Below are 18,177 nucleotides of genomic sequence, written 5' to 3'. Positions count from 1 at the left end.
TTACTAAGTCCCTTTTTACTTAACATACTCAAAACTAGCTTTTTGACTCTCTAAGTTAAAAAGTAAATTATCTTTCTTATAAAATTTAAACCTTGCTTTACAAGATATATTTTCATAAATTGTTCTTATCATTTCTCCACCATCAGGAGCTAGTAGTTTTTGAGGGTAATTCTCATTTATTTCTACTTCCAATTTATATTTTCCCCTTTTTATAATCAAACCATTTTCATTATAATGTAATATTTTAACTCCGTTATAAGTTGCTAATCTGTATTCTTTTTCCTTATATAAAATTGATGCAATGCATCCTTTAAATTCAAATCCTAAAAATGGAATATCTGCAATAGAAACCATGATGTTTGACTTTGTATTTTTAAAACTATTACATTGAATCCATAAATATGATTTAGGAAATGATTTTCCTGAGTCCTTCTCAATATACCCTATTCCGTCTTTTATTATTATTTCTTCGTTATTTATATTCAATTTTCCATTAACTATATGATGTAAACTTATTACTCCATGACTACATTCCATTAATGGAAAGAAAGCAAATGGACCCATTATATCATTTTTAATTGTAGTAATATTATCATAGCTTAACTTACCTTTTATTTTTATCTCACTACTAACTATATTTAATATCAATCCTTTTTTAGAAAATATATTATCTCTTATTTTAATAGTTAATTTATCATAGCTTATTGAAAAATCTTTATAATCGTACTTTATATTATAAGAGTTGTCATTAGTTATCACTTGAATAAATGCATACTTTAGCCCACTTTTATCAATATTTATACCTGGAATAAAAGCTATGCTATTATCACCAAATTGCTGCTTAAAATACCACCCCTCAAAAAATCCTTTCTTATTACTATATGAATTTTTATTCTTCATACTTCAATTCCTTTATGGAAGGTGAATCTAATAAATTCCCTTTATAATCAAATCTTGATCCATGGCAAGGACAATCCCAAGACAAATCATCCGCATTCCATTTTAACTCGCAGCCTAAGTGCGGGCACTTTGTTGAAACTGTATAAACTTCTCCTGATTCATCTTTATATACTCCAACTTTTTCTCCATTATAGATAACTATCTCACCTTCACCATTATTTACATGTTCTATTGTTTGCATTGGTATATGTATTTTCTGCGCTATAAAATTATATGTTGTTTCAAATCCATCCTTCACTAGATTTTTTATTGATGCACTCATATCAAATCTACTTGGAGAAAATATATCGTAAAAGTCATGATCCACACCAACTATCATATCACTAATAATTATTGCTGAAACCATAGATGATGTCATTCCCCATTTATTAAATCCAGTAGCTACATAAACATTTGGCATTTCCTTAGAGTAAATCCCTATATAAGGAATTCCATCAGAAGTCATGCAGTCTTGAGCTGACCAGTTATATTTTTCTATTGAATTAGGATACAATTTATTAGCTAAATCTCTAAGCTTATCATAAGATCCACCTAATTCATTATCTCCAGTTCTCTTAGAGATTCCCCCCAAAATTAGTAGATCCTCATATCGTCTAAATGTATATCCTCCCTCATTTTCATCCACATACATTCCATGAATAATCTGAGCATCTTTAAGTGCGATTAGATGTTCTCTTTCTTGATGCATTCTCATAAAATAATATCCTGGTGTATTAATAATTGGGAAATGAGTTGCTACTACAATACTTTTAGCTTTTATATTTCCATGATTAGTTATAACAGTGTCCTCTTTTATGTCTAAAGCTTTAGTGTCTTCATATATAACTAATTCTTTAGCTATATAGTTTAAAAATTTTACAGGGTTAAATTGTGCTTGATTCTTGAATTTTACAGCCTTTGCTATTTTAAAGGGTAATTCAATTTCATCTACTAATTCTGCATCTATACCAATTTTTATTGCAGCTTCATATTCGTTTTCTATTTTTTCAGGTTTATCTAAACTATAAACATATGCATCTTCTCTCTCAAAATCACAATCTATATTATTACTATCTATTATTTCTTGATATGTTTCTATAGCTAATTGATTGGCCTTAGCATATTTTTTAGCATTATCTTCACCAAATTCCTTAATAAGCTTATCATATATTATATTATGTTGTATTGTTATCTTAGCTGTGGTGTTCTTAGTATTTCCATTCAATATTTTCCCCCTATCTATAACAATAACATCTACCCCCCTTTCCTTTAGCATATATGCTGTTAATAATCCTGTTATACCAGCTCCAATAACAACTGCCTCTACTTCTATATCTCCCTTTAAATGATTTCTTTTCTTAATATCATAACTTTTACTCCAAACGGATTTCATAAAAATATCACCTCATATGTTATTATTCCATTAATTTTAGTAATTAAACAAATTAAAAATAAGGTGATTAATAAAATTGATAGTTAACAATCAATTTTTACTTTTTATAAAATTACCATCTATTTTCTCTTTTATATCTGGATATTTTTCTACTACTTCTATGAAATTTATCATTCTATCAAAAGTCTCTTTACTTAAAACATGCTCTATTTTTTCTGTTTCTTGTAATAAGTATTTTGACACCCCTAATATTTTTAAAAACTTTTCTATTGTATTATGTCTATTTAATAAATATTCACCATAACCACTGCCATTTTCAGTTAATTTTACATAACCATACTTCTCATAGCTGGCTAAATTTAATTCATCTAATTTTTTTACCATCTTTGTTATTGAGGCTGGCTTTACATTTAAAGCTTTTGATAAATCACCTACCCTTGTGAATCCTTTATTCTCTGATAATCTATATATCATCTCTATGTAGTCTTCCATTGAAGCTGTAATTAATCCCCCATCGTTCTTTAAATAGTTATTGAAAGTATAAAACTCTTCACTTCCCTTCATATCTAACCCTCCATATCGTACCTATCTTTATATTATATTTAACTAACTACTATAAGATTCTTATAAAAGCATATATTTTATATAAGTATTTATTCTAACCTAATGAATTTAACTATATATCCTTCTAGTTAAATACTAAATAAAAATTTCTATTTAATTTTTAAAACTCTTTTAAGCTAGTAAAATTACCGGTTTATAAAAGGGGTCGCGTTTCGCGACCCCCTTTATAAAAATAATAAATTAACTTGCCCAATATAATACTCTTACTTGAAATGACTAAATTAATTTTTACATTAAATATATTTTTAAGACTACTTCATTTATATCTTAATAGCATACTTTCCCTGGATTCAATATATTCTTAGGATCAAATACTGATTTTATTCCCCTCATGATTGAGATATTTTCATCACTTAAAGAATCACTCAAATATTCTTTTTTTGCATATCCTATACCATGCTCTCCAGAAACTTGTCCTGATAATTCTTTAGCCTTATCATACATTCTTTTCATTACTTTATTAAGTTTTATTTGCCATTCATCTTCACTTAAATCATCTCTTAGTATATAAATGTGTAGGTTTCCATCTCCAGCATGTCCAAAACTCTTTATTCTTATTTCATACTCATCCTGAAGCTTATGAGTAAACTTTACAAAACCAGCAACCTTATTTCTTGGAACTACTACATCTACTTCATCCATTTCAGTTGTCGATGACTTTATAGCTTCTAAAAAAGCTCCTCTTGCAGACCAAATAGCCTCTTGTCTTTCTTCTGTATCTGATATAAATACATCTATAGCTCCTTCACTTAAACATATATCTGCAACTTTTTCATAATTCTTCTCTATTTCCTCTTTTGAATTACCATCAAAAGTTAATAATAAATAAGCATCTGAACTATGATCTGGAAATTTCTTACCTAGATATTCTTCTGCTGCAAGTATTACTTCACCTTGCATAAACTCAATAGCTGTTGGTACTGCTTTTGATTTAATTATTTTAGGTACAGTTTCTATTGCAGTTTCTAATTCTTTAAATGGAACTAATAAGCTTATAGATTTTTTAGGTAAAGGTAATAATTTCAGAGTTGCTTTAGTTATTATTCCTAATGTTCCTTCTGATCCTATTATTAAATCCTTAATACTATAGCCTGAACTATTTTTAACAACTTTTCCTCCTAAGTTTATAATTTCTCCTTTTGGAGTAACAACCTCTAGACCTCTAACATAATCCCTTGTTACTCCATATTTTACCGCTCTCATTCCACCTGCATTAGTACTTATATTGCCTCCTATTGTAGCTGTCTTTTCACCTGGATCTGGTGGATAAAATAAATCATGCTCTTGAACGAACTTTCCTATTTCCATTAGTAAAACCCCAGGCTCTACTGTTAGCGTTAAATTTTCTTCATCTAATTCTAATATGTTATTCATCCCGCTTAAATCTATGATTATTCCGCCATTAAGAGGTACACACGCTCCTACTAGACCTGTTCCAGATCCCCTTGCTGTAACTGGTATATTGTTTTCATAAGCATACTTCATTATATTTGATACTTCTTCAGTAGTGGAAACCTTAACTACTATTTCTGGAAACTTTCTAACAAAACCTAATTCATCATGGCTATAATCTTCATTTATATTTTCCCCATAAAAGATTCTATCATTATCATTTATTAATGCTTTTATTTCCTCTATATTTTTTTCTAAAACTTTATTATATTGCATATTCTTCCCCTCCAATTCCCTTAATCATTTGAATTAATTTAGGGACTATTTCATATATATCTCCTACTATTCCATAATGTGCGACCTTAAATATTGGCGCTTTTTCATCATTGTTTATAGCAAATATATAGTCAGAATTATTCATACCTGCAGTAAATTGAACTGCTCCAGAGACTCCACATGTTATTATTAATTTAGCTCTAACAGTTCTTCCACTTAATCCAACTTGCTTACTAGCATCTTCCCATCCTGATTCAATTAATGGTCTTGTAACAGCAACTTCTCCACCAAGTAAATCTGCTAACTCTCTTATCATATTCATGTCTTTTTCTGACTTTACTCCTCTTCCAGCTACAATTAAAACATCAGCATCTGATATGCTATGCTCCTTCTTTTTAACTTCTACACTTTTTACATTAATATTTGAATACAACTTGTTTTTATTAACTTCACAAAGTATTAACTTTCCTGTAGATTCTTTATTTCTCTCTGGTGCAGACATAACCTTATATCTAACTGTTGCTAACTGTGGTCTTGAATTTGGAGTGATTATTTGAGCCATTATATTTCCGCCAAAAGCTGGTCTTATTTGTATTAAATCTGTGTTTTCCTTTATATCTAAAACTGTACAATCTGCTGTTAAACCTGTTCTATATCTTGCTGCTACTCTTGGTGCTAGTGACCTTCCAACAGTAGTTGCTCCAACTAATATAACAGATGGTTTAACTTCATCTATGAAACTTTCGAACATCGCTGTATATGGTTCTATTCTAAAATTATTTAAACTATCATTATCATATACATATACTTTATCTATTCCATAATGTAATAATTCTTCTGCTTTTTTAATTATGTTATGACCTATAAATATGCAATATACTTCTTGTTTTACTTTACTAGCTAACTCTCTAGCCTTTCCTATAAGTTCAAATGTAACAGGATGTATATCCCCATCAACATGATCTACATATACTGCTATTCCATTCCACTTACTCTTGTCTATCAATACTTTTTCTTCTTCTATATATTCTACAGCACCTTTGGGTCCCTTCTTCACACACAACTTACACATCTTACAATTAGAATTAATATCTAATTTACCATTAATATTTTCTAAAGCTCCAAATGGACAAATTTTAATAATCTCATCTATATTTACTACTTTATCTTGATTTACAACTAACTTAGACATATATATTCCTCCTAAATAAACTTTAATTCTTTTAGCTTATTAAATATATTTTTGCTTATTTCATCTGAATTCCCATTCCATTTCTCATGACTAGAATTAGATTCAGGAGGAAATATTCTTTCAACTTGAGTTGGAGAACCATTCAAACCATATTTATTTTCATCTTTATCTTCAAAATCACTTAATGATATTACATTAATTTCTCTATTCTTTGATTCTATCTTTTTTCTATATGACGGTAACCTTGGCTCAAATATATCCTTTTCTACTGTTAATAAGCAAGGATATTTAACCTCAACAATTTCCACTGTATTAGGCATGTCCATCTCTACTGTTATATAATCATTTTCTACTTCTAATATCTTTCTAACATTAGCCACATGAGGGATCCCCAAATACTCAGCTATCTCTGGTCCAACTTGAGCTGTATCTCCATCTGTTGTTTGCTTACCACAAATAATCAAATCGAAATCTCCTGTTTTTCTTATCCCTTGCGATATTGTATATGATGTTGCTAGAACATCTGCACCTGCAAATTTTCTATCTGATATTAATACCCCATTATCAGCTCCCATTGAAAAAGCTTCTCTTATTACCTCCATAGCTTGAGGTGGCCCCATACTTATTACACTTATACTCCCACCCTTTTTCTCTTTAATATTAAAGGCAGTTTCTAATGCATAAAGATCGTATGGATTCATCTTTGTATCTATTCCATCCCTTTTTAAGACTCCTGTTTTTTCATCAACTTCAACTTTTGATGTTCCTGGTACCTGTTTGATACAAACTATAGTGTTCATATATTCATCTCCCCTGATTTATTATGTTCTAAATTCTTCTATATAAATTAAGAAAACATCTATTTTCTTAATTCAATATACACATTTTTGTATATTGAATTATAAATACTATTTATTTTACTTTTAGTAAATAATACTTATATTTTATATAATATTCCCCAAACAAATTGTAAACCTTTTAATACAACTTGTCTATAATAGTTATTTTTATAACACATTATAAAAATAACTATTATAAACCTTTTTTATTCTTTGTTCCTTGTTTTCTATATTTTAATTCTTCTATATAGTAAGTACTTATAAATTAAATAAACTAAAGTATTTAAAATGTAAAAAAGTGATCTACTCACTATGAATAAATCACTTACAAATAATATATATATATAACTATCGTTGAAAAATAGCTTATAAGTTCTTAAACCATTTCTTCATATCGTTTTAATGCCCTTACAAAATTTCCTTCTATTAACTCTTTTAGTTTCTCAATTAACACCTTAGGATCTTCCATCATCCCATCTTTCATCCACTGTATTACCAACCCTGCAAATGCATGTGTATAAAAATCTGCCATGAATTTCTTATCTTTTGATTTTACGCTCATATCACTAGATACTTCATTAATAACCCCCATAAGTAAATCATTTATTACTGAAAAAAGATACATATCTAAGTGAGTTCTACTTAATGAATTTAATGTGTTATAGCAAAATTCCTTATTATCTTCTATATATAAAAATATTTTATAAAACCCATCGATCCATGTACTATAACTTTTATACTCTTCTATACTTTCAATAGCTTCAGTTTTATATATCCACTCTACAAGTTCATATATATCATGAAAATGATAATAGAAGGTTTGTCTATTTACATTGCAATCTTTAACTATATCCTTTACTGATATCTTATGTAATTGATTTACTTTCATTAATTTTTTTAAAGACTTTGCCAGTGATTTTTTAGTTTGTAAAGAACTCGACACTTTTTTATTTCCCCCTAAATGCATCTTTATTTGTATTAAAAAAGCTTCGATATAATTCGAAGCCTTTTAACATGATATACCATAAATTATAGCATCACTTATATACCACATCAACTTTATTATAAAAGTGACTATTTAACTTTCTACCATTGTCCCTCCATTTACATGAATAACTTGTCCAGTTACATAACTTGAATCATCAGATGCCAAATATACATAAGCTGGTGCTAATTCATAAGGCTGGCCAGCTCTTTTCATAGGGGTGTCCAATCCAAAAGTAGATACTTCTTCTGCTGAAAAACTAGATACTATTAATGGAGTCCAAATTGGTCCTGGCGCTACCCCATTAACTCTTATACCTTTGTCTACTAGAGATTGAGATAATGAACGAGTAAATGTTGTTATTGCTCCTTTAGTTGATGAATAATCTATAAGTTCTTTATGTCCTTGATATGCTGTAACTGATGTAGTATTTATAATAGAGCTTCCCTTTTTTAAATAAGGTAATGCTGCTTTAGTTAAATAAAACATAGAAAAAATATTGACTCTGAAAGTTAACTCTAACTGCTCAGCTGTTATATCCTCTATACTCTTTTGAGGAAATTGAACTCCAGCATTATTTACTAATATATCTATCTTACTAAATCTTTCAATTGTTCTTTCCACAACTTCCTTGCAAAAGTCTTCTTCACTAATATCCCCTTCTAAATTTAAGCATTCACCACCATATTTTTCTATATATCTTTTAGTTTCATCTGCATCTTCCTCTTCATACAAATATACTATTGCTACTTTTGCTCCTTCTTTTGCAAATGCAACTGCAGTAGCCCTTCCAATTCCGCTATCCCCACCTGTTATTATCGCAACCTTATCCTTTAATTTTCCACTACCTATATAATTAGGATCATCAAATATAGGTCTTGGATTCATTATTGATTCTATTCCTGGTTGAACATCTTGATGTTGTGGTGGAAAACTTTTAACCTCACTATCACTTCGCATTTTGCCTCTATAAAATGAATTCATGTAATCCTCCAGATCTATTTATCACAGTATTTATACTATGATATCCTTAAAATATTGTTACATTCATAAAGCTTTCATTATTATATGTTACTTATATCTTGAATTTGTTTATTAAATTATTTAATAATTTATAGTAAACTTTTATTATTTCCGCTTTACTAGTAATCTTTTATAATAAAAAAATACTACTATCAAAACTTGATAGTAGTACTTTTTATATATTTCCTAAAGTACGTTTTAAAAATTCACGTGTACGTTCTTTTGTTGGATTATTAAATATTTGTTCTGGAGTTCCTTCTTCTTCTATAATACCATTATTCATAAATACTACACGATCAGCTACTTCTTTAGCAAATCCCATTTCATGTGTTACGACTAACATTGTAAGACCTGTTTCAGCAAGTTCTTTCATAACCTTAAGAACTTCTCCTACCATTTCTGGATCAAGAGCTGATGTTGGCTCATCGAAAAGAATAACATCTGGTTCCATTGATAATGCTCTTGCAATTGCAACACGTTGCTTTTGTCCTCCCGATAATTGCTTCGGTTTAGCATTTACATAATTCTGCATACCAACAACCTCTAAATATTTCATAGCAACTTTTTCAGCTTCTTCCCTTAATCTATTTAATACCTTCATTTGTCCAACTACACAGTTACTCAATACATTATGATTGTTAAATAAGTTAAACTGCTGAAAAACCATTCCTAATTTAGTTCTATATTTATATATATTATGATTATCGTCTAAAATATTTTCTCCATTATATATTATTTCACCCGCAGTTGGTTTTTCTAAAAGGTTTATGCAACGCAACAATGTTGACTTTCCTGATCCAGAAGACCCTATTAAGCAAACAACTTCGCCCTTATCTACTGAAAAATTAATATCCTTTAATACTTCATGAGATCCAAAAGATTTATTCAAATGTTTTATATCAATTACTTTATCCATAACGTCTCCTCCATTATCCCACTACATTACCTTTTGATTTACGTAACATATCTTCAGGTCTTTCTACTTGCATTTGATTTCCTGCCATAATGTAATTATCTGGTCCATCTAACTTTCTTTCTATTGCTCTTAATATTCTAGTTACTGTATAAGTCATTATGAAATAAATAAAACATGCAACAAAGAAAGATTCAAAATATCTAAAATTATTTCCCGCAATTGATTTAGTTTGGAAAAATAACTCAGAAACAGAAATTACATTAAGAACTGATGTATCTTTTATATTAATTACAAATTCATTTCCTGTTGCTGGTAAAATATTACGAATTACTTGTGGTAATACTACATTAATCATCGTTTGAGAATGAGTCATTCCAATAGCTTGAGCTGCTTCAAATTGTCCCTTATCTATTGATACTATACCACCTCTTACTATTTCTGACATATATGCACCTGTATTAATAGATACTATAAATAATGCTGCTACTATTTTATTTATATCTATTCCTAAAAATTGTGCAGACCCATAATAAATTACCATAGCTTGTACAATCATAGGCGTTCCTCTAAAGAATTCTATATAAATAGAAAGAATTATATTTATGATTTTAAGAAATACTTTTTTTATACCTCTCTCTGGAATAGGAATTGTTCTTATAACACCAACAAGTAGACCTATTAAAGTTCCTATTAAGGTTCCTATTATAGAAATTAAAAGTGTCATACCTGCCCCTCGTAAGAACATTGGTAAATTATCTTGAAGTATTTTTATTATCCATTCAATACTCATTTCAATCCTCCTAAAATAAAAGCAAGTTATAAGTTTAGGATGGGTTATAAAATATAATAACCCATTCTATAAAATTTATTGAGCTGCTGGTTGATTTTTAACAGCATCCCCCATTATATTTACTTGCTCTTCTTCTGATATTCCTGATAAAATTTCATTTACTTTTTGTGTTAAATCACTGTTCTTTTTGATACCTACTGCTGTTTGTGTATCCTCTGGATTAGTGACAAAACCATCTTGAAGTTCAATCATTTTAAAGTTTCCATTTGCTGATTGAGCACTTACAGCCTCTGGCTTTTCAGATACATATGCATCAATAACACCTGATTCAAGAGCCACTCTCATAGCTGGAAAATTATCCATAGCTTCTTGTTTTTTTACACCTTCAATTTGATCTATTACTGAATAATGGAATGTATTTAATTGAGCTGTAACCTTTGCTCCATTAAAATCTGCTAAAGTTTTAGCATTTTCATACTGTCCATCATTCTTAACAACTAGAACTAATTGTGATTGATAATAATTATTTGAAAAATCAATAGTTTCTCTACGTTCTGCTGTAGGAGACATACCTGCTATTATTGCATCTATTTTCCCTGAAGTTAATGCAGGTACTAGCCCGTCCCATTCAGTTTTAACAATTACTAACTCTTTACCTAATCCTTCTGCTATTTTCTTTGCAATTTCAACATCATATCCACCTGCATACTCTGAACTTCCTTCTATTTTCACTGCTCCATTTGAATCATCCATTTGTGTCCAGTTAAATGGTGGATATCCAGCTTCCATACCTACCCTAAATACATTTTCATTTTTTTCTGACTTTCCTGAGCCACAACCTGTTAGTATTAGCATTGCTACTAATGATAGTGAAATTAATAATGATAGTTTTTTCTTCATAGTAAATCCTCTCCTTTTTTTATAATAAAAAAACCAACCCTAAATTCTTGGGTTGGTGCTATCTTAAATATTCAGATAAGATTCTATAAAAAAATAACTGAGCAAAGCTCAGGTTTAATCTTACAGATAACCTAATCCTCATCTTTCCCATTTGAGATAGCACAACTTAATAAACCGGGACGTTTATTAAGACAGTCCTGCAGTTCTTAACTGCAGACCCAGCAAGCAATATCGAGAAATATTACAAGCTTCGGCAAAATTTCCTTCTCCATAGTTTCATAGCATTCTCAAGCTCCACTAAAGACTGTTAAATTTTGCGCCTCTACCTCACATATAAAAGTGAGGCATTTATTAAATTATATATAGTCTATACCTTTTTGTTTTAGCTGTCAATATATACTTCGCAATTTTTCTAAATATTATAAAAATTACTATAAATGACACGATACAAAATCTCTATCTCCAGAGGACTAGTTATAATTCTACAGTTTCCTCTGATTTTTATGCAAAATCATAATTTTTTTAATGAGGCATAAAATCCCACTACACTTTAACAGGCGTTCTCGCCAAAGCCTACTATTAAGCCTACTATTGTTTTGATAAAAAATAATACTCTACAGAACAGACTTTTCTGCAGTCTATTCTATAGAGCATTTTTTACTTTTAAACAACTTAACTTTCTTATAAATATATTATTGTTATCTAATTAAATTGTTTAATTTAATCTTTCTCCAGCTTCTATTAACACATTATCTTTAAACATAAAAACACTTTGAACAAACAAGAATATTCCTGTGATTATAAGTAACCATTCTATTTTTATAACATCTGCTAAAGGCCCAAATACCATCATACCAGCTGGCATCATAATACTTGTAATCATTCCAAGTACTCCAAAAACTCTTCCTTGAAAATCTGGTTCTACCTTTTCTTGTAATAAAACTGTTGATGGCGTATTAAAAATAGGCATAGCCACTCCCACAATAGCCATAATAGCTAAATATAGCCAAAATATTGGAATAACACCTAAAAGAAATGTACCAAGTCCTATAATACCAGTGGATAAAATCATAGTATATACTCTATTCTTGAATCCTCCCCAAGATGCCATAATTATACCACCAACCATCATTCCTACTGAGAATGTAATTTCTATAGCTGTTAGTCTCCAAATATCATTTCCAAAACTACGAGTTACTTGTAATGGCGTTAAAAAAGAAATTGGTGCTGCTAAAATAAAGAAAATAGTACAAAATAAGAAGAACTTTTTTACATAGCTGTGGTTCTTAATGTATTTAACACCTGCTTTCATATCATCAAAATAGCTATTATGCTGCGCTTCCAAAGCTTTAGAATGAGCTTTCACCTTAAGGAAAATTAACAATGTAAAAACAGCTATCATTGCAGTTATAACATCTATAAAGAATATTGTTTCAATTGTAGCTATACTCAATAATGCTCCACTAAGCATAGGACATATTAGCATTGTTAATGATTGTATACTACTATTTATTCCATTTATTTTACTAAGCTTATTTTCTGGTACAATTTGTGGTATAAAAGATCCAACTGCCGGTGTTTGAACTCCTGTTCCTAATGATCTTATAGCTAAAACTAAAAATAACATCCAAGGAGCATCATAACCTAGAAGAAATATTATAGCTAAAATTAATGTAGATATTGCTATCAAAGAATCTGATATAACTATTAACATTTTTCGATTGTATCTATCAGCCCATACTCCTGCAAATGGAGAAATAAAAAAGGAAGGTAAAAATCCGCATATAATAGATATTGTCATCATAGCTCCTGATTGTGTTGTTAAAGTAATATACCAAGTAATAGCGTATTGAACAAGCATTGAACCAAATAAAGATATAGTTTGGCTTGTTAGAAAAAGTATTGAATTTTTCTTCCAATCATTTTGTATACTTGTAATCGTCATATTTATCACCTCTTCATGTTTAAATTAAACAAAAAGCCCTTCCAAACTATCAATTTGGAGGGGCATACCATTACCACATAATATCATATTAAATACAGTATTGTTATACAAGCTTATAAGTATAATCTGTACTTTATATAAGGTAATATAATGCTTTTTAATCCCATCCAAACTAAATTAGCAGTTTTATACAACACTAAAACTCACACCTTTTATTCAGAAGATGCTCACCATTTTATTTGTATTGATTTTAACTTATTGAATAAGACTAAATTAACATTTTATATAATCACCTCATATTTTAGATTGGCTTAATTATATATTCAAAATAAAGTTGTGTCAATAAAATATCTATATAAAATCAACTATTTACTAGATAATTAAAAAAGTTTATCATAACCTTACTTAAATGCAACGACAATACTTACAAATTGAGCTATACTATATTTAAATTCCTTATTTATCAAAGTGTTAAAATATAAATTTTGACAAATACTATTTAATGATAGCTCAAGTAAGGAGGAAAAAATCATGGCAGAAATAACAGGAGTAGTTAAATGGTTTGATTACGAAAGAGGTTATGGCTTTATATCATGCAATCAAGGTGATGATGTGTTTGTGCATCATTCTCAAATCAAAGAAAAAGGTTCTGAAAAGTCTTTACATGAAGGCGAGAATGTAACCTTTGATATTAAAGAAAATGAAAAAGGTCCCATGGCTGTAAATGTTCAAAAATTATGATTTATAAAAAGCATCTCGTTAGAGATGCTTTTTAAGTATACTTTTATACATTAAATTAATTAAACTGTTTTTTAACTTAGAGTTCTACTGTTAATTCCTGATCTATATTACCCTTTTTAGTAAGTGTTCTACTCTTCTTTTTATTCTTTATAAATAATGACATAATTAAAGAAATTACTGTAATAGCTATAACAAAAATAAATGTAGTATTAGCACCCTTCAGTGAGGCATCAAGCATCTCTGATTTATATAATGCTACATTTGTTGTAGCAAGGGCATTATCTGGTGCATTAGAAGTAGTAACATTAGACATTATAGTTATGAGTACTGCAGTTCCAAGAGATCCTGCCACTTGTTTTGCCATATTAACCACAGCAGAAGCATGTGCTAATAGTTTATTTGATAAATCATTCACTCCAGCTGTTTGCATAGGCATTATAACAAGTGCGATTCCAATACATCTAATTGTATATAGCATAGCAATAATTATAACATGTGTATCTCTATGTAACCTTGCAAATGGGAAAGAAGCAATAATAAGTAAAACAATGCCTGGTATAGCTAATTTCTTTACACCATACTTATCAAATAAACGCCCAGATATAAGCATTGTTACCGCCATTAGGAGTGCCCCTGGTAAAAGTGTTAGTCCACTTGTAAAAGCTGATTTTCCAAGTATATTTTGCAGAAAAATCGGCAATACAATACTTGCTCCCACTGATGCAATATTTAAAATACTTCCTATTACAGTTGTTAAGGTAAATGTAGTTGATTTAAAAACACGCATTTCAAGCATCGGATGCTCCATAGCTAACTGACGCCATATAAATGAAGCACTTATAATTATTCCTACAATTATAGTTGTAAGAACAGTAATATCACCCCAACCTTTATTCCCTGCATTGCTAAAGCCATAAAGTACCAATCCAAATCCAAATGTTGATAGAAGGATAGAAAGAAAATCTATCTTAGGATTTTTTAATGGTATAACATCCTTCATAAAAAAAGCTGTAAAAATTATATCTAATGCTACTAAAGGTATTAGAATATAAAATAAATAATGCCAGTTCCACATATCAATTATTATTCCAGATAAAGTCGGACCTATAGCTGGGGCAAAACATATAACAAGACCATACATCCCCATTGCTGAACCCCTTTTTTCAGGAGGAAATACCATAAGAAGAGCAGTATTTGCCAAAGGTGATATTATTCCTGCTCCAGCCGCTTGAACTATTCTTCCAATAAGAAGTATTGTAAAATTTGGAGATATAGCGCATATAACTGTCCCAATCCCAAACATCGCCATAGAAAACATAAATAGCTTCCTAGTTGATATTTTCTCTAGCAGCAATGCTGTCAAAGGTATCATTATAGCATTAACAAGCATAAATGCAGTTGTCAGCCACTGTGCAGTACTTGCATTTATCTTAAAATACTTCATTATCTGAGGTAATGCAGTAGACAATAATGTCTGGTTTAGTATTGTAACAAATGATCCAATCATTATTGCAATTATAAGTAATGTTTTATTATACTCTTTTCCATATATATCTTTATTAACAGGTTTTTCTTTTGAATCTCTTTCTTTCATTAGTTCATCATCCTATCTAAATTAAAGTCTTCCTCTAAAAAATCAAGTTCCTTGTTCTCATATAAATTCCTTACCCATTCACACCACTGAAGATTTAATTTAGCTACATTTAAATTTCTTTGAGTTAAAATATAAGCTCCAAATAATGATGATTTTGCTGTTTCAGGATTCTCTTTGAATTTGAGTTTTATTTTTTCTATGGATTCTTTACTTTGTTCTATTCTTTTATTAACTTTTGTCTCAAGTTCATTAAGAAGCTTTTCTACTGCCTCTTCATCCATAAACTTTATACAATATAATTTTAGAGTCATTTCATCTCTAGTAACTTCTTCATTGGTTTCAGATATAAACCAATCATGTAAAAGTTCGTTACCCTTAACTGTAAGATTATATATCTTTTTATCAGGCTTTCCACTTTGTTTCTTTAAGGTTAACTGAATATACCCCTCCTCTTCCAATTTAGAAAGTATTGGATATATAGCACTATGAGTAGAACGCCAAAACTTATTTAGTTTTTGTGTTAAATCATATCCGCTCATTGGCTCAGTTGATAATAAGCTTAGAAGTCCATAAGACAATTTATTCATAATATCATCTCCTATGTACATAAATAATTAAATACTTATATTATATAAATCAAAATACTTATATCCCTATATTTTTCTATAGCAGATTATAATAAAATCTTTAGTTATATATAATATTAACTTTAGTTATCTCAATTATTTAGGTATAAATAATATGTCAACAGTGACATATAAATTGCATATTATATATACTATATAAACTTTAACCATATGTCAATAGTGACATTTTAGATAAACATTTAATTATATAATAAAAATCCCCCAAATCATTAGTTTGGGGGAGCATAAAATACAATTCAATATTTAGTTAAAACCTTTTAAAATATTTGATATTAACCTATTTCTTCTCTATAAGCGCAACACATTCAACATGTGAAGTATGTGGAAACATATCAACTGGTTGAACAATCTTCGTTCTATATCCTTTTTCTTCTAATATCTTTAAATCTCTAGCTAATGTACTTGGATCACAAGAAACATAAACTATTCTTCTTGGTTTTGCTTTCTCTATAGAATCTAAAAGCTTTATATCACACCCTTTTCTCGGAGGGTCAACAACTATCACTTCTGGCACTATGCCCTTTTCTATTAATTCAGGTATTATTTCTTCTGATTTTCCTACAAAGAATTCTGCATTATCTATATTATTAATTCTAGAGTTTTCTCTTGCATTAATAATAGCTGGTTCAATAATTTCAACTCCATAAACTTTTTTTGCTTTCTGTGAAAGGAAAAGTGTAATTGTTCCTGTTCCACAATAAGCATCAAAAACAGTTTCTTCTCCTGTCAATCCAGCATATTCTAAAGCCTTTGAATATAATTTTTCTGTTTGTACAGGATTCACTTGGAAGAATGAAAGTGGTGAAATATTGAACTTAAAGTTTTCTATATAATCAGTTATAGTATCTTCTCCCCATAAAGTTATACATTCTTGACCTAAAATAACATTTGTATTTTCACTATTTACATTTAAAATTATACTTTTTATACCATCTATATTATTTCTAACTTCATTTATAAATTCATTTATATGAAGAATATTCTTTTTAGTTGATACTAAAACTACCATAATTTCCTTAGTAGTAAATCCCTTACGTATCATTATATGTCTTATTAATCCATTTTTATTAAAAACTCCATCAATACTAGCAGCTGATATATTATATTTTATCATCCATTCTCTCGTAAGTTTAGCAACTTTATCAGCAACCTTATCTTGGATTAAACAAGTTTCTAAGTTAATTATATTATGACTTCTTGGTGCATAGAATCCAACACTTAGTTCTCCCTTTACAATACCTACAGGTAATTGAACCTTATTTCTGTATCTTTCTGGATTTTCCATGCCTATAGGATATTCTACTAATGAGCTATCTAATCCACCTATCTTTGTCATACAATCTTTTACTCTTTCAAATTTATAGTCTAACTGTTTTTTATAACTCATATGTTGAACTGTACATCCACCACATCTTTTATACACTTTACACTTTGGTTCAACTCTTTGCTCAGATTTTTCAATAACCTCTATTAATTTCCCATATGCATAATTTTTCTTAACCTTAACTATTAATGTCTTGACTTTTTCTCCTAAAATAGCACCTTCTATAAATATAGGATATCCATCTACTTTAGCTATTCCTTCACCCTCATATCCTACACCCACTATATCTAATATATATTCATTATTTTTTTCAATCAAAATAATCACCTCTTAAAATCTTATACATAAAATTTTAACTATCCCTAAAGTTTCATCTTATAATAGCATAAAAATATGTAAAACACAAAAAACATATAATTTAATAACAAAGCAATTCATAATAAACTATATGTATAATATTAAGTAAATGATATAATTATTTTAACCCAAAAAAAATGGCATCACAAGATGCCTAAGTCAGAATTAGTTGCCATTTAATTCCATTTAATAGTATTACATTATTCATATCATAATATACATTATAACTTAAATATTATCAATATAATTATTAACATTTTGTTAATTATCTAATTTACTACAATATTTATACAAAATTTT

16 protein-coding genes and 1 riboswitch are annotated in these 18,177 nt (G+C 29.0%); of the genes, 1 reads left to right on the top strand and 15 read right to left on the bottom strand.

Features of this window, described 5'->3' with window-relative positions; translation table 11 throughout:
• Nucleotides 1-15: 15 nt before the first annotated feature.
• The 12 genes from I2E83_RS14575 to I2E83_RS14520 form a co-directional block, all read right to left on the bottom strand.
• Nucleotides 16-900, bottom strand: a complete 885-nt coding sequence (locus I2E83_RS14575) for a tocopherol cyclase family protein (RefSeq protein ID WP_195430701.1) — start codon at nucleotides 898-900, stop codon at nucleotides 16-18.
• The gene (locus I2E83_RS14570; RefSeq protein ID WP_195430699.1) at nucleotides 890-2,332 is read right to left on the bottom strand and encodes an FAD-dependent oxidoreductase; all 1,443 of its coding nucleotides are present in this window, start codon (nucleotides 2,330-2,332) and stop codon (nucleotides 890-892) included. The genes I2E83_RS14575 and I2E83_RS14570 overlap by 11 nt, the downstream gene beginning before the upstream one ends.
• Before the next feature lie 90 nt (nucleotides 2,333-2,422).
• Nucleotides 2,423-2,896 carry an iron dependent repressor, metal binding and dimerization domain protein gene (locus I2E83_RS14565; protein WP_195264399.1) on the bottom strand — a complete coding sequence of 158 codons (474 nt, stop codon included), beginning with the start codon at nucleotides 2,894-2,896 and terminating at the stop codon, nucleotides 2,423-2,425.
• A 327-nt stretch (nucleotides 2,897-3,223) separates the two neighbouring features.
• Entirely contained in the window at nucleotides 3,224-4,624 is a 1,401-nt protein-coding gene (locus I2E83_RS14560) for an FAD-binding oxidoreductase (protein WP_195264400.1), read from the bottom strand.
• Entirely contained in the window at nucleotides 4,614-5,816 is a 1,203-nt protein-coding gene (locus I2E83_RS14555; RefSeq protein WP_195430697.1) for an electron transfer flavoprotein subunit alpha/FixB family protein, read from the bottom strand. Before I2E83_RS14555 ends, I2E83_RS14560 begins: the two co-directional genes overlap by 11 nt.
• Nucleotides 5,817-5,827: 11 nt before the next feature.
• Nucleotides 5,828-6,616 carry an electron transfer flavoprotein subunit beta/FixA family protein gene (locus I2E83_RS14550; protein WP_195430695.1) on the bottom strand — a complete coding sequence of 263 codons (789 nt, stop codon included), beginning with the start codon at nucleotides 6,614-6,616 and terminating at the stop codon, nucleotides 5,828-5,830.
• A 415-nt stretch (nucleotides 6,617-7,031) separates the two neighbouring features.
• Complete coding sequence (dhaS, locus tag I2E83_RS14545) at nucleotides 7,032-7,598, bottom strand: dihydroxyacetone kinase transcriptional activator DhaS (protein WP_195430693.1); 567 nt, start codon at nucleotides 7,596-7,598, stop codon at nucleotides 7,032-7,034.
• Nucleotides 7,599-7,733: 135 nt separating this feature from the next.
• Complete coding sequence (locus I2E83_RS14540; protein WP_195430691.1) at nucleotides 7,734-8,624, bottom strand: SDR family oxidoreductase; 891 nt, start codon at nucleotides 8,622-8,624, stop codon at nucleotides 7,734-7,736.
• Between the two features lie 214 nt (nucleotides 8,625-8,838).
• Complete coding sequence (locus tag I2E83_RS14535; protein WP_195430688.1) at nucleotides 8,839-9,579, bottom strand: amino acid ABC transporter ATP-binding protein; 741 nt, start codon at nucleotides 9,577-9,579, stop codon at nucleotides 8,839-8,841.
• 13 nt (nucleotides 9,580-9,592) lie between these two features.
• The gene (locus I2E83_RS14530) at nucleotides 9,593-10,369 is read right to left on the bottom strand and encodes an amino acid ABC transporter permease (RefSeq protein WP_195430685.1); all 777 of its coding nucleotides are present in this window, start codon (nucleotides 10,367-10,369) and stop codon (nucleotides 9,593-9,595) included.
• Between the two features lie 75 nt (nucleotides 10,370-10,444).
• Nucleotides 10,445-11,269, bottom strand: coding sequence for a transporter substrate-binding domain-containing protein (locus I2E83_RS14525; RefSeq protein ID WP_195430682.1), 825 nt, complete (start codon nucleotides 11,267-11,269; stop codon nucleotides 10,445-10,447).
• Nucleotides 11,270-11,418: 149 nt separating this feature from the next.
• A riboswitch (Lysine riboswitch) is annotated at nucleotides 11,419-11,602 on the bottom strand.
• 382 nt (nucleotides 11,603-11,984) lie between these two features.
• Nucleotides 11,985-13,214, bottom strand: a complete 1,230-nt coding sequence (locus tag I2E83_RS14520; protein WP_195430680.1) for an MFS transporter — start codon at nucleotides 13,212-13,214, stop codon at nucleotides 11,985-11,987.
• 531 nt (nucleotides 13,215-13,745) lie between these two features.
• Between I2E83_RS14520 and I2E83_RS14515 the strand changes: the two genes are divergently transcribed.
• Nucleotides 13,746-13,955, top strand: a complete 210-nt coding sequence (locus tag I2E83_RS14515; protein ID WP_195264412.1) for a cold shock domain-containing protein — start codon at nucleotides 13,746-13,748, stop codon at nucleotides 13,953-13,955.
• 76 nt (nucleotides 13,956-14,031) lie between these two features.
• On the opposite strand, the gene I2E83_RS14510 is transcribed toward I2E83_RS14515, so the two are convergent.
• The 3 genes from I2E83_RS14510 to rlmD form a co-directional block, all read right to left on the bottom strand.
• Nucleotides 14,032-15,549, bottom strand: coding sequence for a DHA2 family efflux MFS transporter permease subunit (locus I2E83_RS14510; RefSeq protein WP_195430677.1), 1,518 nt, complete (start codon nucleotides 15,547-15,549; stop codon nucleotides 14,032-14,034).
• Entirely contained in the window at nucleotides 15,549-16,136 is a 588-nt protein-coding gene (locus I2E83_RS14505; protein WP_195430674.1) for a PadR family transcriptional regulator, read from the bottom strand. Before I2E83_RS14505 ends, I2E83_RS14510 begins: the two co-directional genes overlap by 1 nt.
• A gap of 337 nt (nucleotides 16,137-16,473) precedes the next feature.
• Nucleotides 16,474-17,838 (bottom strand): 23S rRNA (uracil(1939)-C(5))-methyltransferase RlmD, encoded by a 1,365-nt coding sequence (rlmD, locus tag I2E83_RS14500; RefSeq protein WP_195430672.1) that lies wholly within the window; start codon nucleotides 17,836-17,838, stop codon nucleotides 16,474-16,476.
• Nucleotides 17,839-18,177 lie beyond the last annotated feature (339 nt).

The sequence above is a fragment of the Clostridium sp. D46t1_190503_E9 genome, assembly GCF_015555225.1.
In the GTDB taxonomy this organism is placed as follows: Bacteria; Bacillota; Clostridia; order Clostridiales; family Clostridiaceae; genus Clostridium.
This window is presented reverse-complemented; position numbering and strand designations above follow the sequence as displayed.